Origin of the sequence: Clostridium sp. AF32-7AC, assembly GCF_003477925.1 — a bacterium.
Taxonomy (GTDB): Bacteria; Bacillota; Clostridia; order Lachnospirales; family Lachnospiraceae; genus Otoolea; species Otoolea fessa.
On sequence record NZ_QUEG01000003.1, the window covers coordinates 271,609 to 297,134 of the forward strand.

Here is a 25,526-nt window from a genome sequence, read left to right on the forward strand (position 1 = left end):
CGCTTTTGTCTGTCCTATTTGATAACCTGCAGAGACTGACGGTCTGCGAATACAGCTACGAATATCAGGAATACAACACCCTGGATGAGCTGCATCATCTGTGTGGTAAAGCCCATCATCGTCAGACCACTGTTCAGGACGATGTACAGAAGAGAACCAACGATGATATTCTCAAAACGTACCTTCGCACCACCGGAAATCGGCATACCGCCCAGTACCAGTGCAATCAGGATCTGGGTCTCAAGCTGGTTACCACCGGAAGAAGTAACCGAACCAACCTTGATAACATTGATAAATGCGGCAAATCCTGTGATCGCACCTGCCAGTGTGTAGATAAGGAACTTCATGCGGTCGGTACGGATGCCGGAGAACATCGCTGCTTTCTCACCTGCTCCGATCGCCTTTAAATAAGTACCAAACTTGGTAAAGCGGAATAAAATAAATCCGATAATCAGGACCACCAACGTACAAGCCAGCTTTAATTCAGTGCTGTCGAAGTTGATTAACATCGCAGAGCCGGCTACCGGCGCGTTGGTCGTCAGATATTTGATAAATCCACGGAATAAGAACATCGTACAAATCGTAACGATGAAGGATTTAATCTTGCGGTATACATAGAAGTAACCGTTGATGGCACCGATCGCTGCACCAACCGCGATACCTGCCACAATCGCCAGTGGAATGCTGGTCTTGGAAACCATGCAGACAACAATCGATGCAATACCAAGGATGGAACCCTGGGAGAAATCCAGACCGCCCATCGTCATGATAAAGAATACGCCGGTTGCCGAAATCATAGTGACATACACCTGGGAAAGTACCAGAGGAAGGTTATTCATCATCCGGAAATTCGTCAGGGCATTGAACATAAGAAAGATAATAATCAGTCCCGCAATCGGCAGAAGCGAACGGATCATCGTCATTTTTGATAACTTTTTGAGCTGCTGCTCTTTATTTTCCGTACTTGTCTTAACTTGATTCTCCATTGCATCCTCCTTATACCATCATCGTGATCAGGCTGTTCTCATCCATCGCCTCATCACGTTCCAGCTCACCGCTGATCTTGCCGTCCTTCATGATAATGATGCGGTCGCACATACCAATCAGCTCCATCAGCTCCTCGGAAATCATGATAATCGATTTTCCGTTCTTTCTCATCTGGTTCATTAACTGGTAAATGTCCTGTTTAACCTTGATATCAATACCACGGGTCGGACTGTCGAGAACGACAATATCGGAATCTTTTCCAATCCATCTTGCCAGAACGACCTTCTGCTTATTACCACCAGAAAGCTCCGAAACGAACTGGTTTACGTTTACCATCTTAACGGACATCTGTTTTGCAAACTGGTTGGAAAATTCTCTTAATTTCTTATCGCTCAACAGGTGAATCTTGTTTGCCAGCGAATCCAGGGACGGCAGGCAGATGTTGTCGCCAATGCTCTGGTTTAAAACGACCGACTCATTATCACGATCCTTCGATGTATACGCGATGCTGTGCTTGATCGCGCTCGGGATATCGTTGATCTGCGTTCCGTCTGCCAGCTCTACCGTACCGGTTCTGTCATAGGATGCGCCGAAGATTGCTTTGCCGATCTCATGCATACCGGACTCAGACAGACCGCCAAAGCCAAGGATCTCGCCCTTGTGAAGGTCAAAAGACACATCCTCAATCAGTCCCGGAACCGTCACATTTTTCACTGAAAGAACCACTTCATCCGATACCTTCTCGCCGTAGTCTGCACGGTAATAATCACCGGTCACTTCACGGCCTACCATCAGACGTTTCAGATCGTCCTCGGTCACATCCTTGCTCTTTACAGTGTCGATATAAACACCATCCCGCAGGATTGTGATGGTATCGGATTTATCCAGAATCTCCGGAAGGTCATGGGAGATAAAGATGACTGTGTTGCCGCTCTCACGGATGCGGTTCATGTGTTTGTAAAGTTCTTCACGACCTTCCTGGGAAAGTGCCGTGGTCGTCTCATCAATGACAACAATCTTCGGATTGAAGTAGGTCGCCTTTACGATCTCGACCAGTTTCCGGTCCTCGAAATTGTAGTTGTCGATAATGTCTGCCGCCTTGATACGCTCGAAGCCGTACTGTTTCAGAAGCTCCGTCGCCTTTTTATTCATGGCATTTGTATTTTTAATTCCCATATGTACGAACTGATCTTCGTGTCCCAGGAATATATTTTCCGCTACTGTAAGTCCTGACAAGGTTCCTAACTCCTGTACGATGATAGAAACACCCTCGTTGTTGGCTTCCACCTGATTCTTCGGATGAATCTCTTTCCCATCCAGAATGAAGGTACCGCTTCCGATACTGTAGATGCCGGTCAGCATGTTGGTCAGCGTCGATTTACCGGAACCATTCTCTCCGATCAGCGCGTGAACCTCGCCTTTATTGACATTGAAAGACACATTCTGAACTGCCTTCGTGATACCGAAGGACTTGCAAAGATTTTTTACCTGTAATCTTACCTCGCTCATTGCATTTCCTCCCTCGATTTACTTGACAATCTCGCCTTTTTCCGCTTTTGTGGTCAGCGTGATTATGATTAACAGTGCCAGACCTGTGATAACGTCCTGAATTGCTGTCGGTGCGCCCATCGCGATGAAACCAAAGAAAATAATGTTGATAACGAACTCTCCGATGACAATCGCCTGCAGCGGCATACCATATTTCTTAAATGCCAGACCGAAGAAGCATCCCATCGTCGGAACGAAGTTACGGCTCATCGACGCCATACCGGTTACCGCTACCATAGAGGAACCATAGCTGATCGTCAAGATAGCCATAACACCTAAAAATGCGCCGCTCAAAATAAATGCAAGCACTTTGTACTTATTGACATTGATACCCATGTTTTTCGCTACGAACTCGTTGCTGCCGATCGCATATGTATAAGTACCAATCTTTGTATAATTTAAGAAAATGTAAGCTGCCACACATGCCAGAAGTGCCAGAATAATGTTCCACGGCATCTGTCCGAATGCACGGAGGTTGGACGGAAGCGTCTGCTCCACGCCGCCTGCGATGTAGTTGGCAACCGACTCATAGATAAGAGCCAGACCCGTCGTTACAATCATGGACGGGATACGGAGTTTTACATAAAAAACACCGTTTAAAAGTCCGACAATCGTACCAGTCAGCACGCTGCCGATGATAAGACCGGCATATCCCATGCCGAAACGAGAGGCAAATACACAGCCTACAATCGCTGAAAGCATGATGTTCGCGCCGATGGAGAAATCGAACATACCCATAACCATAACAAAGTAAAAACCAACAGCGCCAACCGTCGCGATCAGGCTGGCCTGAAAATAACTCAGCATATTGGCCGGAGAACCAAAATTGCCCGGCGTCAGAGCTTTAAAAATCGCCCAGGAAAGCACTACCAAACCCACCAGGATGATATAACCCTTGGCAGTTCCCGAAAGTTTTTTCTTTCCGGTTGTTTCAACAACAGAAGAACCCATATTTTATACCTCATTCATAACTGCTCAGTTTCTTTTTTCTTTTAAAGAAAAGACCGGCATCGCGCCGTGCGATACCGGCCTTTTCTATTACATTCAGCCTCTTAAAATTCTATAATTTGAATCAGTTTCTGAACTAATTAGTTGCCTGCTCTCTGTGCAGCATCCTCGATGGAGATACCAGCTGCAGTTGCTTTCAGGTCATCCAGGCTAAGCTCGGACATAGCTACCAGTTCCTCATCGGTGTATGGAAGCTGATCTACGAAGTACTGCTCATATGCTTTGTAGTCGTCCGGAGAAGATACATACAGATACGGGAACGGAACATCCTCGAAGTTACCCTCGATACCTGTGTAGTTGCCCTTGATTGCGTTGTAAACCATCATGAAAGCGATAAGCGGATCGCAGTAATGTCCACCGGACTCACCGGCCATAGAACCATTTTCAAGTCTCTCGCCCAGATCCGGAAGGAAGTCCGTGGAAACGATGTCGATATCCTGAGTCTTGCCTGCACGCTCAACTGCTGCGATAGCGCCCTGAAGCGGGTCACCGCCGCCGCCTGCCGGAATCAGTGCATCCAGAGTCGGATCTGCGGACATCAGAGCCTCTGCTGCCTTGGAACCACCCTCAGAAGAAGTACCTGCGTACTGCGGCTCAGACAGTTTTGCCTGATCATCCGGATGCTCTGCGTTCCATTTCTCAACACCAGCTTTGTAGCCTTCCCATCTGCCAAGCCAGGTAGCGTCGCCCTGCTCCCAGCCGATCAGACCGATGTTTCTGTCGCCCTTGTCCAGAAGAATCTGAACTAATTTTTCACCGTTCTCCGGCTCGTTCTCATGAACAGCGCCGATGTAGTATGGTGATGCGGTTGCTAAATCATAGATATCCTTGCTGTTCTCCTGGCTGATAACACGGAAGAACTGTGCCAGATATACTTTATTGTCATTACATGTCTTAATAGCGGATGTCATCTCTGTATCAGAAGAGTTGCAGATGATGATACCCTGGCATCCTGCTGCTGCTAACTGCTCTACGGATGCAGTAACCTTCTCCGACACATGACCCTGGTCAACATACTGAACCTGAACGCCCAGAGCCTTTGCTGCCTCGTCGATGATCAGCTTACACTGGGAACCAAGTACATCGGTGGAGGACCAGATGGAAACACCGATCTTGATGTCTTTGTTGTCGATCGTCGAAGCTGCTGCCTCGCTTCCTTCTGCTGCAGAAGCATCTGCTGCCTGTGTCGCATTTGCTGCTCCAGAGCCGCCGCATGCGGTCATGCTCACTGCCATCGCTGCTGCTGTCATGGATGCAGCGGCACGTTTGAACATTTTTTTCATTCTAACTACCTCCCATAAAATTTTCTTTGCAAGCGGCACCCCAGCCGCACTGCGTTGTTGCTTTTCACAACTTTTTGTAATTTTATTATAACAATCCAGGACAAATTGCGCAAGTAAATACAAGATCATTTTTTCATAAAGTTGTATTTTATTTTGTATATTGTTATAAGTTTAACGTCTAATTTTGACATCCTTTTATCCGAAATACAAATGATGCATAAATTAAAGCGGCTGTTTTCGCTAAATATTTATGCATCATGTATAAGTTTGTTGATTTTCTCTCGAATTATGTCGAATCAAAAGAATACAGCTTTATATTGTTTCTGATATGTACTGTACTTTTTTCAGATGTCTTCCCTCTCTTTGCATGGATATTTCCCGTCATTTTGACTGTTCTATCTTGATGCTGTCATACCAGACATTCATGCCGGTTTGTCTGTCTCCGGAAGAGAATTTCTACTTTTTCTTCTTTACCATCGCAAGGATCGACTGAAGCACGATGAAGAAGCATAAAAGCGCCGCGATCGTGATACGGGTCCACCAGGAAGAAAGTGTTCCCTGGAAAGTGATAAATGCCTCGATCGTCGCCTTGATAAGGACGCCAAACAGGGTTCCGAATACATTACCGACGCCGCCGGTTAAGAGCGTGCCGCCGATAACAGAGGAAGCTATCGCATCCATCTCGAAGCCCTTTGCCTGCTCAACGAAGCCGCCCAGCGTATTCAGACAGAACAGGACGCTGCCGACGCCACAAAGGAAACCGTCCAGGATATAGGCTTTCAGTTTTACCCGGCGCACATTTAATCCCATCATCAGAGCTGACTGCTCGTTGCCGCCGATCGCATAGATGCTGCGTCCAAATTTCGTATATTTCAGCATGATAAATGCCAGAACCAGAAGAACCAGCGCAATCACAACCGTCGGATAGATATATGGATAAATCATCATGCCTTTTTTGTTGAGATAGCCGCCGAACGGAATATAAAGTTTCATCTTCGCCCATGCCATGAAAGTTTCATTCGTAATACTGATCATGTCCTTGGAAATGATCGCAGTCATGCCGCGGGCAAAGAACATACCCGCCAGGGTAACAATGAATGGCTGGATATCCATGTAGGCAACCAGGAATCCCTGTACCAGACCAAAGACAATCCCGGTCACCAGCACGATGAGAACCGCCGGAACCGCACCGATACCGCCTTTTTCCATCATCCATGCCAACATCATACAGCCCATCGCCACAAAGGAACCGACGCTGATATCGATACCGCCGGTGATCATGACGATCGTCATGCCGATACCGATGACAATCAGACCCGCATTGGAAATAAAGAGGTTTAAGAAGTTCTGTGTCTTGGCAAAGCCCTGTGCATTAAAGAGCACGCAGCCGATCGCGTACATCACGAAGAACAGCAGGATCGTGACAAGAAGCAGGAACGTGTTCTGATTTAATTTCTTCTTTTCTTTCATGATTTATGCCGCCTCCTTTCCTGCCGCGCCCAGTTCTTTTTTCTGTGCCAGAGATTTTCTCCATCTAGCGAATCCCGGTGACTGGAGTGCTACGATGATGACAACCACGATCGCCTTGTAAACCGGAACCTGATCCGAGGATACGTGCATCGCATACAGGGTGGTCGTCAGCGCCTGAATCGTATACGCGCCGATGACGGAACCTGCCAGCGAGAATTTACCGCCGCCAAGGGAGTTTCCGCCGATGGCAACTGCCAGGATCGCATCCAGTTCCATATTAAGACCGATGTTATTCGCATCCGCCGAGTAGATACGGCTGGAAGCAATCAGACCGGAAAGACCGGAACAGAGTCCACAGTACGCGTAGGTGAGGAAAATAATCATGACCGATTTGATGCCGACAAGCTGGGACGCACGTTTATTGATTCCGACCGACTGGATATACATGCCCAGTGCCGTTTTCTTCAAAAGTAACGAAGTCAGTGCCACAACGACAACCGCCACGATAAACGGGGTCGGAACCGGAAATCCCGGAAGGGAAGCGCCCAAGGTACGGTAGCTGTCCACGCGCACGTATGTGATCTGTCCATCCGTGATCAGCTGGGCGATACCGCGCCCGGCGGTAAACATGATAAGAGTCGCTACCATCGGCTGGATGTTTAACTTTGCAACCAGAAAACCGTTGAAGCAGCCGATCGCCGCACCGACGATGAGCGCTGCCAGGAAGCCAAGAATCAGCGGATTGGCATATGCAGTTGCTGCGCGCTCGCCGCCAGTTAAGAGGTTGCAGCAGACTGCCGCACTGACCGCCATGATCGCGCCGACGGAAATATCCGTTCCAGCGGAGGACGATACGACAAGCGTCATGCCGACTGCCAGAATCACCAGCTCTGACGCACGGTTGATGATATCGATTAAGTATCCGTAGAGAACGCCGTTCCGCACCTCAATCGCGAAGAAGTTCGGCGTCGTGACGATATTTACCAGCAATACCAGCACAAGGCAGAAAATCGGAAGAAACAGCCTCTGCGAGGTAATTTTTTTGAACGTCATATTTTTCATAGCTACTGTCCTCCTGCAATGGTTGACATGATGTTGGACTGGTTCATCTCATCCTCGGAAAGTTCTCCTACCTTTGCACCATCGCGCATAACAACCATGCGGTCGCAGGTACGGAGCATCTCCTCAATCTCGGAAGAAATAAACACGACTGCCATGCCCTGTTCTGCCAGTTTTACGACCAGTTTCTGAATCTCTGTCTTGGTTCCGACGTCGATGCCACGGGTCGGCTCGTCCAGAATCAGGAAATCCGGATTGGTCAGAAGCCAGCGTCCGATGATTACCTTCTGCTGGTTGCCGCCGGAGAGTGATTTGATCGGTGTCTCACGGCTGGCGGTCTTAATCTGCAGCATATCAATGTATTTATCGGTAAATTCTTCCTGCTGCTTGCGGCTGAGCAGGTGGAACATACCGCGTTTTGCCTGAAGTGCCATGATCAGGTTCTCACGCACGGATAGATCCGCGATGATACCCTCGTTTTTCCGATCCTCCGGCAGATATGCCATGCCGGCATTCATCGAAATCAGCGGGTGGCGCGCCGCGATCGGTCTGCCCTTGACGCTCAGTTCGCCCTCATCCGGCTTTTCCGCTCCATAGAGAACACGGACCGTCTCAGAACGTCCCGAACCCAGAAGCCCGGTAAATCCGACAACTTCACCCTTGTGAATCACCAGATCAAACGGTTTTATGTATCCTTTCTTTCCGAGTCCCACCGCCTTGATAACGATGTCCTCTTCGCCATGCTTCTCCTCACTCTTGGAATCCTTGATCGCTGCCAGATCATCGAAATCCTTTCCCATCATCTTGGCAACCAGCTGGACTCTCGGAAGCTCCGCCGTCGTAAATTGTCCTACCAACTGCCCATTCCGAAGAACGGTGATCTTATCGCAGACTGCATACACCTGCTCCAGGAAATGGGTAACGAATATGATGCCGACACCTTCGGATTTCAGGCGGCGCATCAGATTAAAGAGCTTTTCTACCTCTCCATCATCGAGGGAGGAGGTCGGCTCATCAAGAATCAATACCTTTGCCGACATATCGACTGCACGGGCGATCGCTATCATCTGCTGAATTGCAATGGAATAATTGTCAATCGTCTGTGTTACATCTGCATGTATGTCAAGGTCCTGCAGCAGTTTGCTGGCCTTTTTATTCATTGTTTTCCAGTCAATCAATCCGCCTTTTCGCGGTTCGCGTCCGATAAACAGATTCTCCGCAACCGTCAGGTTCGGACAGAGATTGACTTCCTGATACACGGTGCTGATGCCCCGGTTCTGTGCTTCCTGCGGGCTGCGGTTGATGATCGCATGATCGCAGCCGTCTATCATGATTTCCCCTGTTTCAAACTCCTCTACACCCGTCAGGACTTTGATCAGCGTGGATTTTCCTGCGCCATTTTCCCCCATCAGGGCATGAATTTCGCCTTTTTTTAAGGTAAAATCCACATTCTGCAGAGCTTTTACACCCGGGAATGTCTTATAAATATGCCTCATCTCAAGAACGGAATCCTTTTCCATAAAAGCTTTGCCTCCTTATTTTTTGAAAAAGGAAGCGCAGGGACGGAAACCTAAGCCTCCAGCCCCGCGCCTCCTGATTGCCAAGTGCCTGCCGTCCGCCGAAACCTCCGGTCTGACACTCATTCACTTACGGTCAAAAGCGATTGCCTGTCCGATTATTAACATTTAAAAATACCATTCAAAACCGAATTAGTAAGCTCTTGTCTTTAAGATTTCTTCCAGATCCATGCTTGTATCGAAGTATGCTTCGTCTACGTACTGAATCTTCTCAACCTCTTCGCCTTTTTCCAGTTTCTGGATGATTTCAGCTACACGCGGACCATGAAGCGGGTTGCACTCGAAGGTTGCGTTTAAGTCGCCAGCGATCATAGACTCGAAAGCTGCCTTTACAGAGTCAAAACTTACAACGATGATGTCGCCCTCCGGACCACAGGTCTTGCCTGCTGCCTTGATAGCATCGATGGCACCAAATGCCTCGTTATCATTCTCACAGATAACAACGTCAATGTCATCATAGCTCTTTAAGAAGGACTCCATAACTTCCTGTCCTTTTGCCTGGGTGAACTCACCAGACTGTCTGTCAAGCATCTTCCAGTTGGAGTGCTCTTTCAGCTTGTTGTCCATACCTTCCGTACGACCAACCTGTGCGGATGCACCGATGGTACCCTGAATGGTAACCATGTTGATCTCTTCGTCACCGCGTCCCTGATCCTCTAAGTATTTAGCCAGCCAGTCGCCGCAGGTCTCGCCTTCTTTTACGAAGTTTCCGCCTACCCATGCCTCATACAGGCTGTCATCAGAAAGCTGCATCTGACGGTCAGAAAGGATAACCGGGATACCAGCCTCTTTTGCTTCTTCCAGAACGGTCTCCCAGCCAGTCTCAACAACCGGAGCAACTACGATGTAGTCAACACCCTGCTGGATGAAAGAACGGATTGCCTTAATCTGATTTTCCTGTTTCTGCTGTGCATCGTCGAAAATCAGTTTGTAACCATTTTCCTCAGTAAATGTAGATTTGAAAGATTCGGTGTTGGCTGTTCTCCAGTCAGACTCAGCACCAACCTGTGCATAACCTACGGTAATCAGATCGCCGTCTGCTGCCGCTTCTTTCTCTTTGCCCTCTTCTGCTGCCTCTGTATCAGCCGGAGCTGCTGCCTCCGTCTCTTTCTCAGCCGGATTGCTTGTACAAGCGGTCATGGATAACGCCATTGCTGCTGCTAAAGCTGCGGACACTAATCTTTTTCTCATACTGTTTCCTCCTTATAAGACCCAATATATTTGTTTTTGCGTATTTATTATAACAAAGCACCCCGCATCATGGATACGGGGCATCTTTGGAAAAAGGTATATTATTTTTTTGAGATGTTTGTCGTTTTCTGTGTTTTTCCAGGTGTACCCTTAAAAAAATACAATTTTTTTTGAAAAAGTTATGATTTTTTTTGATTTCCCAAATAAACCTTAAAGCAGGTGCCGATATTCTTTTCAGATTCAACCAGGATCTCAGCCTGATCGCCATAATACATCTGAATCCGCTGCACCACATTATGTAGCCCAAATCCGCCGCTGCCGATCGGGGCAAGTTCCTCTTCCGGCTCCAGGGTCAGCTTGGCGCGCACGGCGGCAAGTTCCACCTCATCCATGCCAATCCCATCGTCCTCCACCTCAAAGACAAGCCCGTTCCGATCCTCATAGCCGCGGATCACAATGCATCCGCCGCCGCGCTTATTTTTGATGCCGTGGTAGAGGGCATTTTCCACCAGCGGCTGCAGCAGCATTTTCAGCACAATCCGGCGCCGGATAGACGGCTCGATCTCGATCGAATAGTCGAGAATGTCCTCGTACCGGATCTTCTGAATCTTTAAATAGCTCCGGATGTGTGATTCTTCCTCCTCGATCGTGATGAAATCGCGCCCGCCCGATAAAACCGTGCGGAAAAAGTCGCTTAAATCCGTCGTCATCTCCACGACCTGGCGGTTGTTGCCGCCCTCTGCCATCCATACGATCGAATCAAGTGTATTATAGAGGAAATGGGGACTGATCTGCTCCTGGTGGAGGCGCAGCTCCAGCTCCCGCAGGTTCTTCTGCTCCTGCCTCGTCTTATCAAGCAGCCGCCGGATGCGGTCGCTCATCTGGTTAAACGCCCGTGCCAGCACGTTGATCTCTTCCAGTCCGCCCGTTCTCGCCCTCGCATTCAGGTTCCCGCGGCCGAGCTGTTCTGCCGTCCTCTGTAACTGCTGCAGCGGTTCCGTGATGGATTTCGTGATCGTGACTGCCAGAAACATACCGACCACCAGCACCACCAGAAGAAGCGCCAGATAGCTCTGCATCTGATCCGCCATCTGCACCTTCAGCTCTTTCTGAAGCTGCTCCATGTTGATCATCTCATAATAGGTATACTGCGTGATGTAATCCTGAATCATCGAGCACAGACCCTGGATGTCATTCTCCCAGATATTGACATTTTCATCGTAATATCCACCGGCGGCGGCATTTCCAATCATCTTATCCACTGCCCGCTCCAGGGAATCCAGACAGGAGAGGATACCTCTTATCTTGATATCACAGTCCGACCCCGCTTCCCGCTCGATCGTCGTTCCGAACGCCTGTCTCGCCGATGCAATCAGACTGTGGGGATTCTTGACCACCGTCGCATACTTCGTCTCGCCCTCGACAATATCTCCATTTTCGAACTGTTCCGCGTCGATCAGCCCGATCATAACACGGTACATCGAATACTCCATATCCGATTTAAACTTTATGTTGTACTCATTCGCCGTCTTGAGATTTGCCAGAATCGCGTCGTAGGAAGCAGAATAGGAGGCGATCATCTTCTGGAATCCGAGCGCCATGCCTGTTAATGGAATAGCAATCACGAAGAGGAGAAGGATCAGACGGGCGCGGAGAGAAAGAGGGCGATATGGACGGGCAGCGGATAATGAATCCGCGCCCGGATCCTGATTTTTGTTTACCTCTGCCATCCCTTCTGTTTTTCCAATCTGCCCCTGCTCCACTCCCATATCTTTCCTCCCTTTTTGAACACCTATGTACTTTCGGAATCTTTCTGTGCTTGATTTTGTGAGATGATTTTTTGTCAGTTGTGCCCAAATTTCTGAGGCGTACGCGGTGCGTACGTTGATGAAATTCGGGTGCGGCTGGCGGAAAATCAGCCACAAAAGCAAGTGCAGAAAGACTCCGAGAGTACATACCTTCCTTACTCCTGCCGCGTCTGGCTCGCCTTATACTCTTTTGGCGACTGCCCCATCGCTTTTTTGAACGCCGCGCTGAAATAGTGTGAATCGTTGTATCCCACCTGCTCCCCGATCTCGGACGTCCGGTAGGAGGTGCATTTCAAAAGTTCACATGCCCGTTCCATCCGCACCTGCGTCAGATACTCCACAAAGGACTGCCCCGTCTCCTGCTTGAAAATCGAACTGAAATAGCTCGGACTGACGCCAATGTGCGCAGCAATCCGGTTCAGCGACAGGTCGCTCTGGCTGAAATTTGCCCGGATATATTCCTTTGCATCCCGAATCACGCTGCCATAACGGTCGTTCGATGCCCGGTCACGCGCCTGCAGGGCAGCCGTAAACGCCTCGATCAGATAGGCTTTCGTCATCTCCACGCTCTCGATCACCTTCGGAACCCGTTTTATGTCAACCACGCTTTCCGGAACCTCCGGCGGCTCCGCTTTCAATTTCTTCAAAAACTCCTGCACACAGTAAAAAATATCCATCGTCATATACTGACGCAGCAAGAGCGATTTGTAATTATGTTCACCGATCGCTGCAAAATACTCCTCGACAAACGGACTGCACTCTTCGACTGAGCCGAGCTTTAAAAAATCGTTGATGAGCTTCCGGTCAACACCGCTGTAATCCGTTTTATCCAGAAATTCCGTATATTTTTCGTAGCTGACAAAATACCTCTCCAGAAGCTTTGATTTTTCCCGCTCTTCCCGGATCTCGTCCGCCGCCTTTTTCAACGCATCGATGAGTCCCGCCGAGGATACCGGCTTCAGCAGATAATCGCTGATTCCTATCTTGATCGCCTCTTTTGCATATTCAAATTCATTGTAGCCGCTGAGCACGATGATCCGCGTGCGCGGAAGCGCCTTTTTCACCAGACGGCTCAGCTCCAGCCCGTCCATAAACGGCATCTTGATATCCGTTACCAGAATATCCGGCTGTGCCTTCAATATCAGCGGATACGCGTACTCGCCGTCGCCCGCCTCCCCCGCAAATTCAAATCCGTGGCTCGCCCAGTCAATATTATCCCGTATACCGTGCCGGATGATCACCTCATCCTCTACCAGAAACACCTTTACCATGGTTTTCCCCCCTGGACTCCATTTTTCTCTGTCCTTTTTATCCATTTGCCCGAATACACCCGTTTTTCATTTCCGTCCAGACGCCATTTTGCCGGCTGAAAATATTCACACCTTACTTCTTCTCACTCACTTCATACAAATCACTCCGCCGGTTTTCCAGCGACGGAATCTGCTTCCGTATCTTATCCAGATAATCTAAATCAATCTCCGCATAGGTGATCCCCGGTGCATCCTTTGACCGTGCAATCACCGTTCCCCACGGATCTGCCACCAGGCTGTTGCCGTATGCTGCATACGCCGGTTTCTGTCCAATCTGTCCCGGTGCCACGATGTAACAGCCGTTCTCGATCGCCCGCGCCCGCAGAAGAACCTCCCAGTGATCCTTTCCCGTCGGCATCGTAAAGCTCGCTGGAACAAAGATAACCTGCGCCCCGCGAAGCGCCATGAGCCGGTAAATCTCCGGAAAACGCACATCATAGCAGATCGACATTCCAAAAACGCCCAGCTCCGTCTCCACCGTCACAATCGAATCGCCCGGTTTGACCCGGTCCGACTCCCGGTACGGCGTGCCGTCCGCCAGCGTGATGTCAAACATATGCAGTTTGCTGTATGTCGCCAGAATCTTCCCCTCCGGCGAAATCAGCACACTCGTATTTGCCGATCGTTTTTCCCCCGGAAGTGCCTGCGTGATACTGCCCCCGTGAATATAGACGCCGTGTTCCTTCGCTTTCGCGCAGAGGCGCTCGGTCGTGTACCCTGGAATTTCCTCGCGTCCGCCGCCTTCACCGATATTTTTGCCGATCAGATTCATCACCTCCGGGAAACAGATAAGCTTCGCCCCTTTTGCCGCCGCCTCGTCAATCCAGGCGCATGCCGTCTCCAGATTCTTTCCTTTATCATTCTGTGTATCCATCTGCATCAATGCCACTGTATATCTGCGTATCATAAATACCCCCTGTATCCTGTCTATAAGCGCTTTTCTCTCCACAATTACCTATATTTTATTATAGCATCTCTTTTCCACACGGGTCAACCAATGCAAGGCACGTATGCGCGAACAGTAACCCGGCTGTTACTGTACACGCATACGTGTCCAGTAACGGAATTTGCCGTGGCTTCGCATTTCAATACGGCAAATTCCTGCTGCCACCACGTTTTCTTACGGCACTTTCGGTTCCAAAAGTGCCTACCCGTGTACAGTAACCCGGCTTTTCACTTCCGCATATTATAAAGTAAGAATGTTTCAAGGAGCGTAACTGTCCCACTGATACACAGTTACCCAGGTATTTGCTTATGCCGCCCATTCTGGAAGTTTCCGGGCTTTCCTACTCCTACCACACGATATCCGGGGAGACGAAAGCCCTTTCTGATATATCATTTCAGGTAGAAACCGGCGAATTTATCGCCATTGTCGGACCGTCCGGCTGTGGAAAATCCACGCTGCTCTCCTTAATCAGCGGGCTCCTGCCGCCGGAAGAAGGTTCCATTCTTATAAATGGGGTTCCGCTCTCGAAAAGCCAGTGCCGCATCGGTTATATGCTGCAAAGCGACCAACTTTTCGAGTGGAGGACGATCATCCAGAATGCTGCCCTCGGGCTGGAAATTCAGAAAAAAATGGATCATGCCGCGGAAGACCGCCTCCACCGGCTCTTAAAAATCTACGGACTGGAACAATTTGAGCATTCCCGCCCCTCCGAACTATCCGGTGGAATGCGCCAGCGCGCCGCCCTGATCCGGACACTGGCGCTGGAACCGGAGCTTCTGCTTCTCGACGAACCATTTTCGGCGCTCGATTATCAGACACGCTTAACCGTCTGCGACGATATCAGCACCATCATCCGGGAGAGCCGCAAAACAGCGATTCTGATCACCCACGACCTCTCCGAAGCCGTGAGTGCCGCCGACCGCATCCTGGTTCTGACTAAACGCCCCGGAACCATCTGCCGCATCCTGCCGGTTACCTTCCCGCTGTCCGCTAACCGACCGCTGGAACGCCGGAATGATCCGGCTTTTTCTCTTTATTTCAATGAACTATGGAAAACACTGCAAGGGGAGGGCAAAAAGTATGAAATGTAAGAAAGAATCCACCGCCCAGAAAGCCTACCTCCGCCGCCAGCTCCATCGGCGCCGTCTGGTTCTCTTCTGCCGGATTTTCTTATTCGTTTTCTTTTTAATATGCTGGGAAATGAGCGCCCGACTGGGGCTCATCGACGCGTTTATTTTCAGTTCCCCGTCACGCACCGTGCGCTGTTTCCTGCGGATGATGCAGGACAAAAGCATCCTCATCCACACCGGTGTGACGCTCTATGAAACGCTGATCAGCTTTACACTGGTCATCCTCTGCGGGCTGATCGGCGCGATTCTCCTCTGGTCGAGCCGGAATCTTTCAGAGATTCTGGAGCCGTATCTCGTCATGCTCAACAGTCTGCCGAAATCCGCCCTCGCCCCGATTCTCATCGTCTGGCTTGGGAGCAACATCCGCACGATCATCGTTGCCTCCATCTCGGTCGCTGTCTTCGGCTCGATCCTGACACTCCACAACGGATTTTCCTCGATGGATCCCGACCAGATCAAATTAATCCGGTCCCTCGGAGGAAACCGGATTCATATTTTAACCAAAGTCCTGCTGCCAGGCTCAATCCCGCTGATTCTCGCCAACATGAAGGTCAACATCGGTCTCTGCCTGGTTGGCGTCATCATCGGTGAATTTCTCGCTGCCAAACAGGGACTCGGATATCTGATCATCTACGGCTCACAGGTATTCCAGATGGATATGGTTGTGATGAGTATTATTCTTTTATGTATTATGTCTGCGGCGCTATATCAAGTAGTAGGAATACTGGGAAAATTTCTACAGCAGCAATATCACCAGCATTAAAGCAATCTGTCCACTGCTTCACGTTTGCTGTTCTTAAGCGCCTGCATTTTTCCGCATCCTGTTCCCGCCAAGGCCTGTTTCCTGCCGCTTTTCTTTCCTGCATCTTGTAGAAACCTTGCAGGGAACAGACTTTACAGCTTCTGCTCCTTCTCCAGCTTCTCTGCTTCTTCCATCTCCTCTGCCGCCTCGACTGCCGTCTCCTCCGGAGTCTCGCTTTCAAGCGGAGCCGTACCGACCGCGATAAAGGTTCTCGCAGCCGCCAATGGCAGAAAGCCTACATAGGCGCTGTAGATTCCGAACTGACCGACCGCCCACGCTCCGAGTACCACACCCAGGAAAAAGCTGATGACCGTATAGGTATAAAGAATTGCTTTTCTCTTAAATTCCTTATCCTTTGTCAGACCGTACTGCAGCCAGCCAAGCACCGACTGTTTGAAGTTGTTCGTCATAAAGATCGTCGCACTGTTAAATCCGTCGGCACCGGAATAGACGCCCCACTGAAATGCGGATGCAAAGAAAATCGGATAAATTCCGACCAGCGCTGGTTCAAGCGGCAGCATCGATGCCAGTGCCAGCGCAGCCGCATCCACCCAGAGGGCAAGTTTCCGCATGTTTATCTTCGTAAAGTTCGTGAGCAGATATGCGGATGCCACGCCCAGTCCAAACAGCACCAGCGCAGCCAGACGCAGAAGGACGTTAAACCATTCCATCGATACCAGTTCCGCTCCCATCTCCATCAGGTTGCCTGTCTGAGCGGAGCCAAAGTTTCCGGCATGAAGCAAAATCGCATAGGCTCCGAGAAATCCCCCGACCAGGGATATATTCCAATGAAGGATCGCATCCAGGCGATCCCGAATCACTTTCTGTACCATACCATTACCGCCTTTCGCGGTTGATTGTATCGCGCGGCGGCTGGATCGTCAATGACAATTTACAAAAAATTACCATTTCTATCATAGACATTATCTATATAATGGCAAAAAAATCACTCCGGATAGTCTCCCAAAAAAACAGCCCCTGCCACACGACAGGGACTGCCTTTTATATTAGACTTTAGGAGTTAAACTCTATATCTAATAATATGTAACGATTCACATCCGATTATTTATCTTCTGCGATACGTTTTTTGTTGATGTCTTTCCACATCTCAACGTCTACGCCCTTCCAGCAAAGCTTATCCGGGTTGTAGTACGGGTCTTTCTTTGCTTTCATCTGCTCTTCGTAGTCTTTGTACAGTGCAAATACCTTCGGAGACAGAAGCAGTACAACTAACATGTTGATCCATGTAGATCCACCAAGTGCAAGGTCGGAAAGATTCCAAGCCAGACCGGAATCGATATTGCCCCAGATGAAGATAAGGATAGGCATAACAATCTGCATAATTCTGATAACTACTTTACGGGTAGCTGCTTTATCATCGCCCTGGAACAGGTAAAGAACCGAAGTCTCGCCCTCATAATAGTAGCTGATTAAGCATGTAAAGGAGAACAGAGCCAGCATGATAGCAATGAACAGAGGAGCAATACTTCCCATAACGGTGCTGCAAGCATTCTGAACGAAAATAACGCCATATGTTCCATCTGCTGCTAACTGAGCCATCTGATCGTGCATTGCACCGGTACCACCGATGTAACCAAACTGTGTATTGTAGCATCCGCTTAAGAGCATCATCAGACCAGAAGCGGTACATACGATAACGGTATCCAGCCAAACACCAGCTGCATTTGCCATACCCTGTTTAATCGGGTGGCTGGTCTCTGCTGCTGCTGCGGTCGGCATGGACTCACCCATACCAGATGCAGATGAGAATGTGCCTCGTTTAACACCCTGCTGGATAGCGATACCAACGCCGCCGCCCAGAAGAGCTTCTTTGGAACCAAATGCACAGGATACAACCTGAGCGATAACGCTCGGAATCTGACCTGCGTTTGCGATTAAGATAACAACGGTTGCAATCAGGTAAATGCCTACCATCGGCGGAACCAGCATAGATGCTACAGAACTGATTCGTTTAACACCACCCATAACTACAACTGCCATAGCCAGTGCGATAACCAGAGCCGAAATCCACATCGGAATACCTAAAGCGTTCTTAAATCCATCGCAGATTGTAAAGGTAGCTGCTGCCGGCATGAATAATACAACGCCCAGTCCGAAGAATGCTGCATAGAAGGTACCATAAGCTTTCCAGCCAAGACCTCTCTCAGCACAGTAAGCGCCGCCGCTTCGATACTGACCATCGATACGGTTCTTATAAAGTACGGATAATGTACACTCAGTAAAGCAAACAGCAGAGTTTGTCATACCAGCGATGATCATCCAGAAGAGTGCGCCAGGTCCGCCCATGTAAAGAGCTACGGCTACACCGGCTACGTTACCGGTACCAACACGCATCGCCATGGTTGTACAGAAGGATGCGAATGAAGAAATACCGGATTCAGACTCCGACTTGTCAATGATTCGGCTCCACATATCTTTAAAATGAACAAACTGGAAAAAGCCGAGACGGATTGTAAAGTATAAACCACTACCAACAATCAGAACTAACATTCCAACGCCCCAAATGGGTCCGTTCAACATACTGACGATGTTGTTAATTGCTTCCATATAAAGTTCCCCCTTTATTTGATGTAGTGCCGCGCGCTGGCTAAGCAAGTTTTTCAATTCGCTCAAAAAACTTCTTGCTTTTGAAAAAATTATATCACTAAAGTGAAATTTGTTCAACAAAATTATTTGAATTTATTATGCAGAGTTTTCATGATATAGCATAGAATCATGAATCCCTCTGTTTTTTTCATGAAATAAATTGCACTTTTTCGAGCGTCAATTAGTATAAATGCACAAGATATCATGATATTTTGTCTACAACTGCGCCATTTTCCGTTAGACTCCCGTTCAGAATTTTGTCCATTTTCTTTCGGAGTTTCATGAATTTTGTTTACCATTTGTTTATTTTTTAACTTTTTGTGTGTTTCATTTAGATGAATTTTTTATGTTGTATTTGAGATCGTAGGCATATTTCTATCTTTTTCTCCCATTTCTTTCACGAATATGATATACTAGGGACACTTGGCAGAGCCATCGGAATGAATGTCCGCCGCACACGCACCCATGTAATCCGCCCGGATATTCCGTATGAATCAGATTCGTATTCTACATAATTCTTACAAATCTTCTCATCCTCCTTTGGTATCTGTCAGCTCTGTACATTTTATGAATCAGACCGAACGCTTATTACGAAAATGGAGGGAGTATTTTTTGGATCTCAAAGATATGCGGCTTTTTTTAGCCATTGCAGAAGAAAATAACCTGACGCGTGCCGCCCAGAAAAACGGTTACACACAGTCGGCGGCAAGCCATATGCTGCGAAATATTGAAACAGAACTCGGGTTTTCCCTGTTTTCGCGTTCCCAGAGAGGACTTGCCCTGACGCGGAACGGCGAGGCACTGCTTTCCCCGATCCGGCGGACGCTGGCAGCGGCGGAATATTTTGATCAGACAGCTGCCTCCATCCGGGGTGTCCAGACCGGGCACATCCGGATCGGCGCTTACTTAAGCGCTTCCGTCCAATGGCTGCCGCCCGCCCTCAAAAAGTTTCTTACCGATTACCCGGATATGACCGTTGAAGTGCTGGAGGGGTGTTCACAGGAGATTGAAGGATGGCTGGAAAATAGCTCCATCGATTTCGGCATCGTCGGCCCCCACCCGGACGGAAAGATGGACTGGCTTCCCCTGAAAAAAGAACCCTACCTGGCTGTCTGCGCGAACGATTCCCCTTATGCTGAATATGAGCGCTTTGACTTAAAGGATCTCCCCAAGGTTTCTTATATAGAAGAAAAAGGTGAAAATGACCTGCTGCGCCAGTTCCAGCAGCTCGGCATCACACCGCCAAAGCCGTCGTTTACCTCGCAGAACACCTACTCCATGCTCGCGATGGTCAGCCACAACCTGGGCGTCTGCATCCTGCCGGAGCTGGTTGTCCGTGATATTTCTAAAAATGTTGTCCGGCTGCCGCTCAATCCGCCGATGGAGCGCGTGCTCGGTGTCCGGATTCCGTCAGCAAAAAAAGCGTCCCCAGCTGCCAGCCTGCTGATCGCACAGCTGCAGCGGACGGTGTTTGAGTTAGAAGGGCCACTTTTATAGTCAGATGCTTTTTAGAAACTTAAGATGAAAGTTTTGGGAAAAGAGGAGTCATTCGAATATGAATTTTCAATCAATGGAATATTTTGCCGCGGTTGCGAAAAACCGCAGCTTCACTAGGGCCGCCGATGCGCTGCATATTACCCAGCAGACATTAAGCGCCCATATCGCCGGAATCGAGCGGGAGCTTGGATGTCCGCTCCTAATCCGTCACATCCCGCTGGAGCTTACCTATGCGGGGGAGGTATTTCTGCGCTATGCAACGGAATTTAATACAAAATATGACTGTATGCTTCACGAATTTGGCGATATTTTAAATAACCAGACAGGAAAACTGCGGATCGGCATCGCATTCACGCGCGGACACGCCATCATGCCGGAGCTGATCGCCGCCTTTCAAAAGGAATATCCCGGCGTGGATGTGGAACTCGTCGAATCTTCCAACGATGTGCTGCAAAAATACCTGCTGGACGGCACAATTGATCTGGCGATCGCCAATTTTTCAGTTCGCATTCCCGGCATCATTCTGCGGGATTTCTATGAGGAAGAGATGGTTCTCATCGTCTCCACTGCCCTGCTGCAGAACATTTACGGCAAACAGACCGAAGCCATTATCCAGGAAGTCAGCCGCCATCACCGCTACTCCCTTCTGGCTCCATGTCCGTTTCTCCTAAACCGTGAACATGATCTAGTCGGACGCATCGGGCGGAATATCCTCGCGACAGACAACTTCGTCCCCTCGGTTCATGCCTGCTCTGACAACATCGCTACCCTGCTTGCCCTCTGCGCGATGGGAAAAGGTGCCTGCATCAGCCCAAAAAACCTCGCATTTTCTATTCTCAGCAAGGAACAGCTGGATACACTCCATGTCTTTACGCTCGGGGAAGAAGCGCGGTACCCGATCAAATTTGCGTGGCTGGAACAGAGCTATGAGTGGAATATGATTTCACGGTTTATTGAATCGTCGCTGAAATGCACTCATTAAAAACAGGGGAGACAGCCTCACACACACCGCTGTCTCCCCTGTTTATTCCCCAAATGGTCCCTGTGCGCCTCGGCGCACGCCTCTTATTCATCTACCAATGTAATCTGTACCCGTTTCCCCATCGCCGCTGCGATCTTTACCATAAAATCCAGCGACGGATTGTAGCTGCCGCTCTCGAAGCGGGTGATATTCGGCTGGGAAATCCCCGCCTTTCTGCCAAGCTCCGTCTGTGTCATGCCGTTTAACTTACGATTCTGCTTAAATCCCTCGATCGTCGCCTCCCGCGCCTCCTGCTGCCAGCGCTCCATCCACTGTCTGTATTCCGCATCCGTCTGAAACGTCTCCGGAATCCTGTTTGCGTTTTTCATTGTGCTACCTTCTCCTTTTCGAATCTGCTCTGCCGCGGCGCCACCCTCCCAAAGCCCGCCGCTGCCGTCCTCTATAGAATACCATCTTTCCACCCTATAAATCAAGGTATTTCCCTGTAACGGTTCACCGGCAGTTACTTTAGATCGCCTTTTCCCCTAAAACATACGATTCGCGCGCTCTGCCACTTGAAAGCAATGCCTCTCTTCTGGTATAATAGATGGACTTATGCAAACATCTGCCTGACCGCTTCCAATCGGCGGACTTCTAGATATTTGCGGCAAATCTTATATAATGTTTGAGGAGTTACAATTTCATGGAAAAAAGAGAATCTTTCAACAGTAAGTGGGGCTTCATCCTCGCCTGTATCGGCTCGGCGGTCGGTATGGGAAATCTCTGGATGTTTCCCACCCGCGTCTCCCTGTACGGCGGTGGCTCGTTCCTGATCCCGTACTTTATCTTCGTCGCCCTGATCGGCTCCACGGGTGTCATCGGGGAAATGTGCCTGGGACGCGGCACCCGCTCCGGTCCAATCGACGCGTTCGGCGCTGCCTGCGAGACACGCGGCAGGCGCAAACTGGGTGACGCGCTCGGTTTCATCCCGGCAGCCGGTTCCCTCGCGATGGCGATCGGCTATACCGTCGTCATGGGCTGGATCCTAAAATATGCCATCGGAGCCTTTACCGGTGCCACGCTTGCCCCGGCCGACACAGACGGTTTTGCCTCTACTTTCGGCTCGATGGCGTCCGCATTTGGAAACAATGGCTGGCAGCTTGCCGCCCTCTTCTTCTGCATTCTGATTCTGATGTTCGGCGTCGGAAGCGGAATCGAGAACGCCAACAAGCTGATGATGCCGGTATTCTTCATCCTGTTTGTCTTTTTAGGCATCTACGTAGCATTCCAGCCGGGTGCGATGCAGGGTTACCGCTACATTTTCCGCATCGATCCTGAGATCCTCGCAGACCCAAAAACATGGATTTTCGCACTGGGGCAGGCATTTTTCTCCCTGTCCGTCGCCGGAAATGGAACCTTAATCTACGGTTCCTACCTCTCCGATGAGGAAAACATCCCGGCATCCGCCGCGCGGGTTGCCCTGTTTGATACGATCGCCGCGATTCTCGCCGCCCTCGTCATCATCCCGGCAATGGCAACCACCGGCGCAAAACTTGATCAGGGTGGTCCGGGACTTCTCTTCATCTACCTCCCGAACCTCATCCGCTCAATGCCGGGCGGTACGTTGATCGCGATTATTTTCTTCGTAGCCGTTCTCTTCGCCGGGATGACCTCCCTGCTCAATCTCTACGAAGCACCGATCGCCACCGTCCAGGAAAAACTCCACCTCGGCCGCGTCCCTGCCTGCGCAGTTATCGGTATCATCGGAGCTGCCGTCTCCCTGTTAATCCAGGGCATCGTCTCCGACTGGATGGACGTTCTCTCCATCTACATCTGCCCTCTCGGTGCCGGACTCGCCGGAATCATGTTCTTCTGGGTATTCGGAAAAGACTATGCAGAAACGCAGGTCAACAAAGGTCGCGAAAAGAAATTTTCAAAATGGTTTGTACCGGTGTGCCGCTATATTTATATTCCGGTATGTGTGCTGGTATTAATATTAGGCATCGCATTGGGCGGTATTGGATGATATGAAAAAGAATGTGCCTTGGCACATTCTCGCGGAGCGTTTTTTATTTCTTAGGACGCAATTTCCTATGAAATAAAAAAATGATTGACAAATCTCATTTCCGCGCTATAATAAGAACTATCATTTAAAACCCACAAAACAAGTAGGAAATATATTTTTATAATCGTTTATGAATTTTAAGGAAAGGAGGAAACCATCATGAGAACATCTTATTCAGTTATGTCTGCTATGTGTTGTTGTATGGAGTGTATGTGCTGCTGTTGCTGTGACACTCTTACTTTTGTTGTGCAGACAGATAACTGGATGATATCTTCATGAGGTTTTTCTCATCTTGCTTTCACTGGAAAGTGATAGATACAATCCAATTTAGGAGGTCTGGACAACCAGACCTCCTTTTTTGTACCCATTTATATTTCAGTATGCAAAATTGAATATTTATATTGCATCCAGATATATCATTCGTATAAAAAACGCGACACATACAGAAGTCATTTTTCAGGAATTATCTCTTAAAAATGTGCTTCCCCAGATAAACAAAGTTAAAGGAGACCAGAAATGATTCGATTTGAACATTTAAGTAAAACATTCCAGACGAAAGACGGTGCATTTGAAGCACTGAAGGATGTGTCCTTCGAAATCGAAAAGGGCGATATCTACGGCGTCATCGGTTACAGCGGTGCCGGAAAATCCACCCTGATCCGAATGGTAAACGCCCTGGAAAGACCGACTTCCGGAAAGATTTTCGTTGAAGATAAGGACATTGGAAGCCTGAGTGCAAAAGAGCTTCGCAGCCTCCGAAAGGGAATCGGAATGATTTTCCAGCAGTTCAACCTTCTGGAATCCAAGACAATTTACGACAACGTCGCGATTGCCCTGAAACTAAACGGCACCCCCAAAAAAGACATCGAAGCGCGTGTGAATGAGCTGCTGGAGTTCGTCGAACTTTCCGATAAGAAGTCCTACTATCCGGGACAGCTCTCCGGCGGACAGAAACAGCGCGTCGGTATCGCAAGGGCACTTGCAAATAATCCGTCGATTCTTCTCTGCGATGAGGCGACCAGCGCCCTCGACCCGAAAACGACCGATTCCATTCTCGATTTGCTAAAGAAGATTAATGAAACTCTTCATATTACAATTGTGATTATCACACATGAGATGAATGTCATCCAGAAAATCTGTAATAAAGTCGCCGTCATGGATTTCGGTAAAGTCGTAGAAACGGGCTCTGTCATCCAGGTTTTCTCAGACCCGCAGTCCGATATCGCCAAACGGTTTGTCGGCAATCTCATCCACGACGTTATTCCGGAACCGCTCGTCGAGAGCATCCGCCGAGAAACGCGGAACAGCCGCCTTCTCCGCATCAAGCTGGAAAATACAGACAGCACCGAGCCGCTTCTCTGGGATATCAACCGGCGGTTTGAGGTGGAAACCAACATTCTCTACTCCACCATCAACGTTATTCAGGGCATCGTCGTCGGCATCATGCTCGTCCTCTTCATCGGAAGCGACGAGGAAATCAAAAAAGCCGAGCGCTACATTCTCGAATCAAACGAAGAATATAAGGAGGTTGTATTACCATGATTCAGCAGTATTTAGGCATTTCGCCAGACAAACTCATCAAGGCCGGTTGGGAAACCCTGTATATGGTCGGTTTTTCCCTGATTATCGGTTCCATCGTCGGATTTTTCATCGCCATTGTCTTATGGCTGACCCGCAAAGGCGGGCTCAAGGAAAATCCATTGCTTTACACGATTTTAAACGGCGTCATCAACATCATCCGAAGCACACCGTTTATCATCCTTCTGGTATGTGTAATGCCCTTTACGAAAATCATCGTCGGCACTCGGATCGGTACCAGGGCAGCTATCGTGCCATTAGTTATCTATACCGCCCCATTTTTAGCAAGACTTCTTGAGACATCGCTTCTGGAAGTCGGCGGCGGCATCATCGAGGCAGCCCAGTCGATGGGAGCGACCACGTTCCAGATTATCGTTCATTTTGTGCTTCCGGAAGCATTTGCTTCGGTTATCCTGGCTCTGACAACCGGAACCATCGCCCTCATCGGAGCAACTGCGATGGCTGGCTACATCGGAGGCGGCGGCATCGGAAACATCGCCCTGACCTACGGCTATCAGACCTTTAACTTCCCGCTGATGTTTGCGACTGTTTTCATCCTGATTGCATTTGTCTGGATCATCCAGAGTCTGGGAAACCGGCTGTCACAAAAGAGACGGACACATCAGTAAACCAAATCATATCATAAAAGCTATTAAATTATTTTATATACAAAATAACAAAACGAAAAAAAAGGAGAAC

21 protein-coding genes are annotated in these 25,526 nt (G+C 49.1%); 7 read left to right on the forward strand and 14 right to left on the reverse strand.

The genetic code is table 11. From position 1 onward, the window contains the following. Positions 1–14: 14 nt before the first annotated feature. The 11 genes from DWZ45_RS06900 to DWZ45_RS06950 form a co-directional block, all read right to left on the reverse strand. Entirely contained in the window at positions 15–986 is a 972-nt protein-coding gene (locus tag DWZ45_RS06900; protein WP_107000586.1) for an ABC transporter permease, read from the reverse strand. A gap of 10 nt (positions 987–996) precedes the next feature. Further along, complete coding sequence (locus DWZ45_RS06905; protein ID WP_117796233.1) at positions 997–2,496, reverse strand: sugar ABC transporter ATP-binding protein; 1,500 nt, start codon at positions 2,494–2,496, stop codon at positions 997–999. A gap of 18 nt (positions 2,497–2,514) precedes the next feature. After that, complete coding sequence (locus DWZ45_RS06910) at positions 2,515–3,486, reverse strand: ABC transporter permease (RefSeq protein ID WP_107000588.1); 972 nt, start codon at positions 3,484–3,486, stop codon at positions 2,515–2,517. A 137-nt stretch (positions 3,487–3,623) separates the two neighbouring features. Beyond that, on the reverse strand, positions 3,624–4,826 hold the full coding sequence (locus DWZ45_RS06915; protein ID WP_107000589.1) for a sugar ABC transporter substrate-binding protein: 1,203 nt from the start codon (positions 4,824–4,826) through the stop codon (positions 3,624–3,626). A gap of 456 nt (positions 4,827–5,282) precedes the next feature. Continuing rightward, positions 5,283–6,296, reverse strand: coding sequence for a sugar ABC transporter permease YjfF (locus DWZ45_RS06920; RefSeq protein ID WP_117796234.1), 1,014 nt, complete (start codon positions 6,294–6,296; stop codon positions 5,283–5,285). 3 nt (positions 6,297–6,299) lie between these two features. After that, entirely contained in the window at positions 6,300–7,358 is a 1,059-nt protein-coding gene (locus tag DWZ45_RS06925; protein ID WP_118468296.1) for an ABC transporter permease, read from the reverse strand. Between the two features lie 2 nt (positions 7,359–7,360). Then, complete coding sequence (locus tag DWZ45_RS06930) at positions 7,361–8,875, reverse strand: sugar ABC transporter ATP-binding protein (protein ID WP_118468298.1); 1,515 nt, start codon at positions 8,873–8,875, stop codon at positions 7,361–7,363. A 189-nt stretch (positions 8,876–9,064) separates the two neighbouring features. Continuing rightward, entirely contained in the window at positions 9,065–10,123 is a 1,059-nt protein-coding gene (locus DWZ45_RS06935) for an ABC transporter substrate-binding protein (RefSeq protein WP_118468300.1), read from the reverse strand. Positions 10,124–10,302: 179 nt separating this feature from the next. Next, positions 10,303–11,892, reverse strand: a complete 1,590-nt coding sequence (locus DWZ45_RS06940; RefSeq protein WP_118468302.1) for a sensor histidine kinase — start codon at positions 11,890–11,892, stop codon at positions 10,303–10,305. 194 nt (positions 11,893–12,086) lie between these two features. Beyond that, positions 12,087–13,202: a helix-turn-helix domain-containing protein gene (locus DWZ45_RS06945; protein ID WP_118468304.1), complete on the reverse strand. Its 1,116-nt coding sequence runs from the start codon at positions 13,200–13,202 to the stop codon at positions 12,087–12,089. A gap of 112 nt (positions 13,203–13,314) precedes the next feature. Then, complete coding sequence (locus DWZ45_RS06950) at positions 13,315–14,148, reverse strand: carbon-nitrogen hydrolase family protein (protein WP_022358927.1); 834 nt, start codon at positions 14,146–14,148, stop codon at positions 13,315–13,317. Positions 14,149–14,495: 347 nt separating this feature from the next. Between DWZ45_RS06950 and DWZ45_RS06955 the strand changes: the two genes are divergently transcribed. Beyond that, entirely contained in the window at positions 14,496–15,278 is a 783-nt protein-coding gene (locus tag DWZ45_RS06955) for an ABC transporter ATP-binding protein (RefSeq protein WP_107000596.1), read from the forward strand. Then, positions 15,268–16,080 carry an ABC transporter permease gene (locus DWZ45_RS06960; RefSeq protein WP_118468306.1) on the forward strand — a complete coding sequence of 271 codons (813 nt, stop codon included), beginning with the start codon at positions 15,268–15,270 and terminating at the stop codon, positions 16,078–16,080. Before DWZ45_RS06955 ends, DWZ45_RS06960 begins: the two co-directional genes overlap by 11 nt. Positions 16,081–16,211: 131 nt before the next feature. Here DWZ45_RS06960 and DWZ45_RS06965 read toward each other — a convergent pair whose 3' ends face one another. Continuing rightward, complete coding sequence (locus DWZ45_RS06965; RefSeq protein WP_118468308.1) at positions 16,212–16,952, reverse strand: YoaK family protein; 741 nt, start codon at positions 16,950–16,952, stop codon at positions 16,212–16,214. Between the two features lie 229 nt (positions 16,953–17,181). After that, positions 17,182–18,687 (reverse strand): alanine/glycine:cation symporter family protein, encoded by a 1,506-nt coding sequence (locus DWZ45_RS06970; RefSeq protein WP_107000609.1) that lies wholly within the window; start codon positions 18,685–18,687, stop codon positions 17,182–17,184. A 651-nt stretch (positions 18,688–19,338) separates the two neighbouring features. On the opposite strand from DWZ45_RS06970, the gene DWZ45_RS06975 reads away from it, so the two are divergent. Further along, positions 19,339–20,223: a LysR family transcriptional regulator gene (locus tag DWZ45_RS06975; protein ID WP_181357188.1), complete on the forward strand. Its 885-nt coding sequence runs from the start codon at positions 19,339–19,341 to the stop codon at positions 20,221–20,223. 58 nt (positions 20,224–20,281) lie between these two features. Further along, positions 20,282–21,205, forward strand: coding sequence for a LysR family transcriptional regulator (locus DWZ45_RS06980; RefSeq protein ID WP_118468310.1), 924 nt, complete (start codon positions 20,282–20,284; stop codon positions 21,203–21,205). Positions 21,206–21,288: 83 nt separating this feature from the next. Here the strand turns inward: DWZ45_RS06980 and DWZ45_RS06985 are convergent, their stop codons facing one another. Continuing rightward, complete coding sequence (locus DWZ45_RS06985) at positions 21,289–21,573, reverse strand: helix-turn-helix transcriptional regulator (protein WP_022360005.1); 285 nt, start codon at positions 21,571–21,573, stop codon at positions 21,289–21,291. Positions 21,574–21,887: 314 nt separating this feature from the next. Here DWZ45_RS06985 and DWZ45_RS06990 point away from each other — a divergent pair, with 314 nt between their 5' ends. From DWZ45_RS06990 to DWZ45_RS07000, 3 genes are all read left to right on the forward strand, one after another. Next, positions 21,888–23,210 (forward strand): sodium-dependent transporter, encoded by a 1,323-nt coding sequence (locus DWZ45_RS06990; RefSeq protein ID WP_118468312.1) that lies wholly within the window; start codon positions 21,888–21,890, stop codon positions 23,208–23,210. A 555-nt stretch (positions 23,211–23,765) separates the two neighbouring features. After that, complete coding sequence (locus tag DWZ45_RS06995; RefSeq protein ID WP_107000613.1) at positions 23,766–24,791, forward strand: ATP-binding cassette domain-containing protein; 1,026 nt, start codon at positions 23,766–23,768, stop codon at positions 24,789–24,791. Continuing rightward, positions 24,788–25,456 (forward strand): methionine ABC transporter permease, encoded by a 669-nt coding sequence (locus DWZ45_RS07000; protein ID WP_118468314.1) that lies wholly within the window; start codon positions 24,788–24,790, stop codon positions 25,454–25,456. Before DWZ45_RS06995 ends, DWZ45_RS07000 begins: the two co-directional genes overlap by 4 nt. The last annotated feature ends 70 nt before the right edge of the window (positions 25,457–25,526 follow it).

Excerpts from the sequence above, each read along its gene's own strand:
- DWZ45_RS06900 (WP_107000586.1), bottom strand. The coding sequence starts at position 986 with ATGGAGAATCAAGTTAAGACAAGTACGGAAAATAAAGAGCAGCAGCTC.
- DWZ45_RS06905 (WP_117796233.1), bottom strand. The coding sequence starts at position 2,496 with ATGAGCGAGGTAAGATTACAGGTAAAAAATCTTTGCAAGTCCTTCGGT.
- DWZ45_RS06910 (WP_107000588.1), bottom strand. The coding sequence starts at position 3,486 with ATGGGTTCTTCTGTTGTTGAAACAACCGGAAAGAAAAAACTTTCGGGA.
- DWZ45_RS06915 (WP_107000589.1), bottom strand. The coding sequence starts at position 4,826 with ATGAAAAAAATGTTCAAACGTGCCGCTGCATCCATGACAGCAGCAGCG.
- DWZ45_RS06920 (WP_117796234.1), bottom strand. The coding sequence starts at position 6,296 with ATGAAAGAAAAGAAGAAATTAAATCAGAACACGTTCCTGCTTCTTGTC.
- DWZ45_RS06925 (WP_118468296.1), bottom strand. The coding sequence starts at position 7,358 with ATGAAAAATATGACGTTCAAAAAAATTACCTCGCAGAGGCTGTTTCTT.
- DWZ45_RS06930 (WP_118468298.1), bottom strand. The coding sequence starts at position 8,875 with ATGGAAAAGGATTCCGTTCTTGAGATGAGGCATATTTATAAGACATTC.
- DWZ45_RS06935 (WP_118468300.1), bottom strand. The coding sequence starts at position 10,123 with ATGAGAAAAAGATTAGTGTCCGCAGCTTTAGCAGCAGCAATGGCGTTA.
- DWZ45_RS06940 (WP_118468302.1), bottom strand. The coding sequence starts at position 11,892 with ATGGGAGTGGAGCAGGGGCAGATTGGAAAAACAGAAGGGATGGCAGAG.
- DWZ45_RS06945 (WP_118468304.1), bottom strand. The coding sequence starts at position 13,202 with ATGGTAAAGGTGTTTCTGGTAGAGGATGAGGTGATCATCCGGCACGGT.
- DWZ45_RS06950 (WP_022358927.1), bottom strand. The coding sequence starts at position 14,148 with ATGATACGCAGATATACAGTGGCATTGATGCAGATGGATACACAGAAT.
- DWZ45_RS06955 (WP_107000596.1), top strand. The coding sequence starts at position 14,496 with ATGCCGCCCATTCTGGAAGTTTCCGGGCTTTCCTACTCCTACCACACG.
- DWZ45_RS06960 (WP_118468306.1), top strand. The coding sequence starts at position 15,268 with ATGAAATGTAAGAAAGAATCCACCGCCCAGAAAGCCTACCTCCGCCGC.
- DWZ45_RS06965 (WP_118468308.1), bottom strand. The coding sequence starts at position 16,952 with ATGGTACAGAAAGTGATTCGGGATCGCCTGGATGCGATCCTTCATTGG.
- DWZ45_RS06970 (WP_107000609.1), bottom strand. The coding sequence starts at position 18,687 with ATGGAAGCAATTAACAACATCGTCAGTATGTTGAACGGACCCATTTGG.
- DWZ45_RS06980 (WP_118468310.1), top strand. The coding sequence starts at position 20,282 with ATGAATTTTCAATCAATGGAATATTTTGCCGCGGTTGCGAAAAACCGC.
- DWZ45_RS06985 (WP_022360005.1), bottom strand. The coding sequence starts at position 21,573 with ATGAAAAACGCAAACAGGATTCCGGAGACGTTTCAGACGGATGCGGAA.
- DWZ45_RS06990 (WP_118468312.1), top strand. The coding sequence starts at position 21,888 with ATGGAAAAAAGAGAATCTTTCAACAGTAAGTGGGGCTTCATCCTCGCC.
- DWZ45_RS06995 (WP_107000613.1), top strand. The coding sequence starts at position 23,766 with ATGATTCGATTTGAACATTTAAGTAAAACATTCCAGACGAAAGACGGT.
- DWZ45_RS07000 (WP_118468314.1), top strand. The coding sequence starts at position 24,788 with ATGATTCAGCAGTATTTAGGCATTTCGCCAGACAAACTCATCAAGGCC.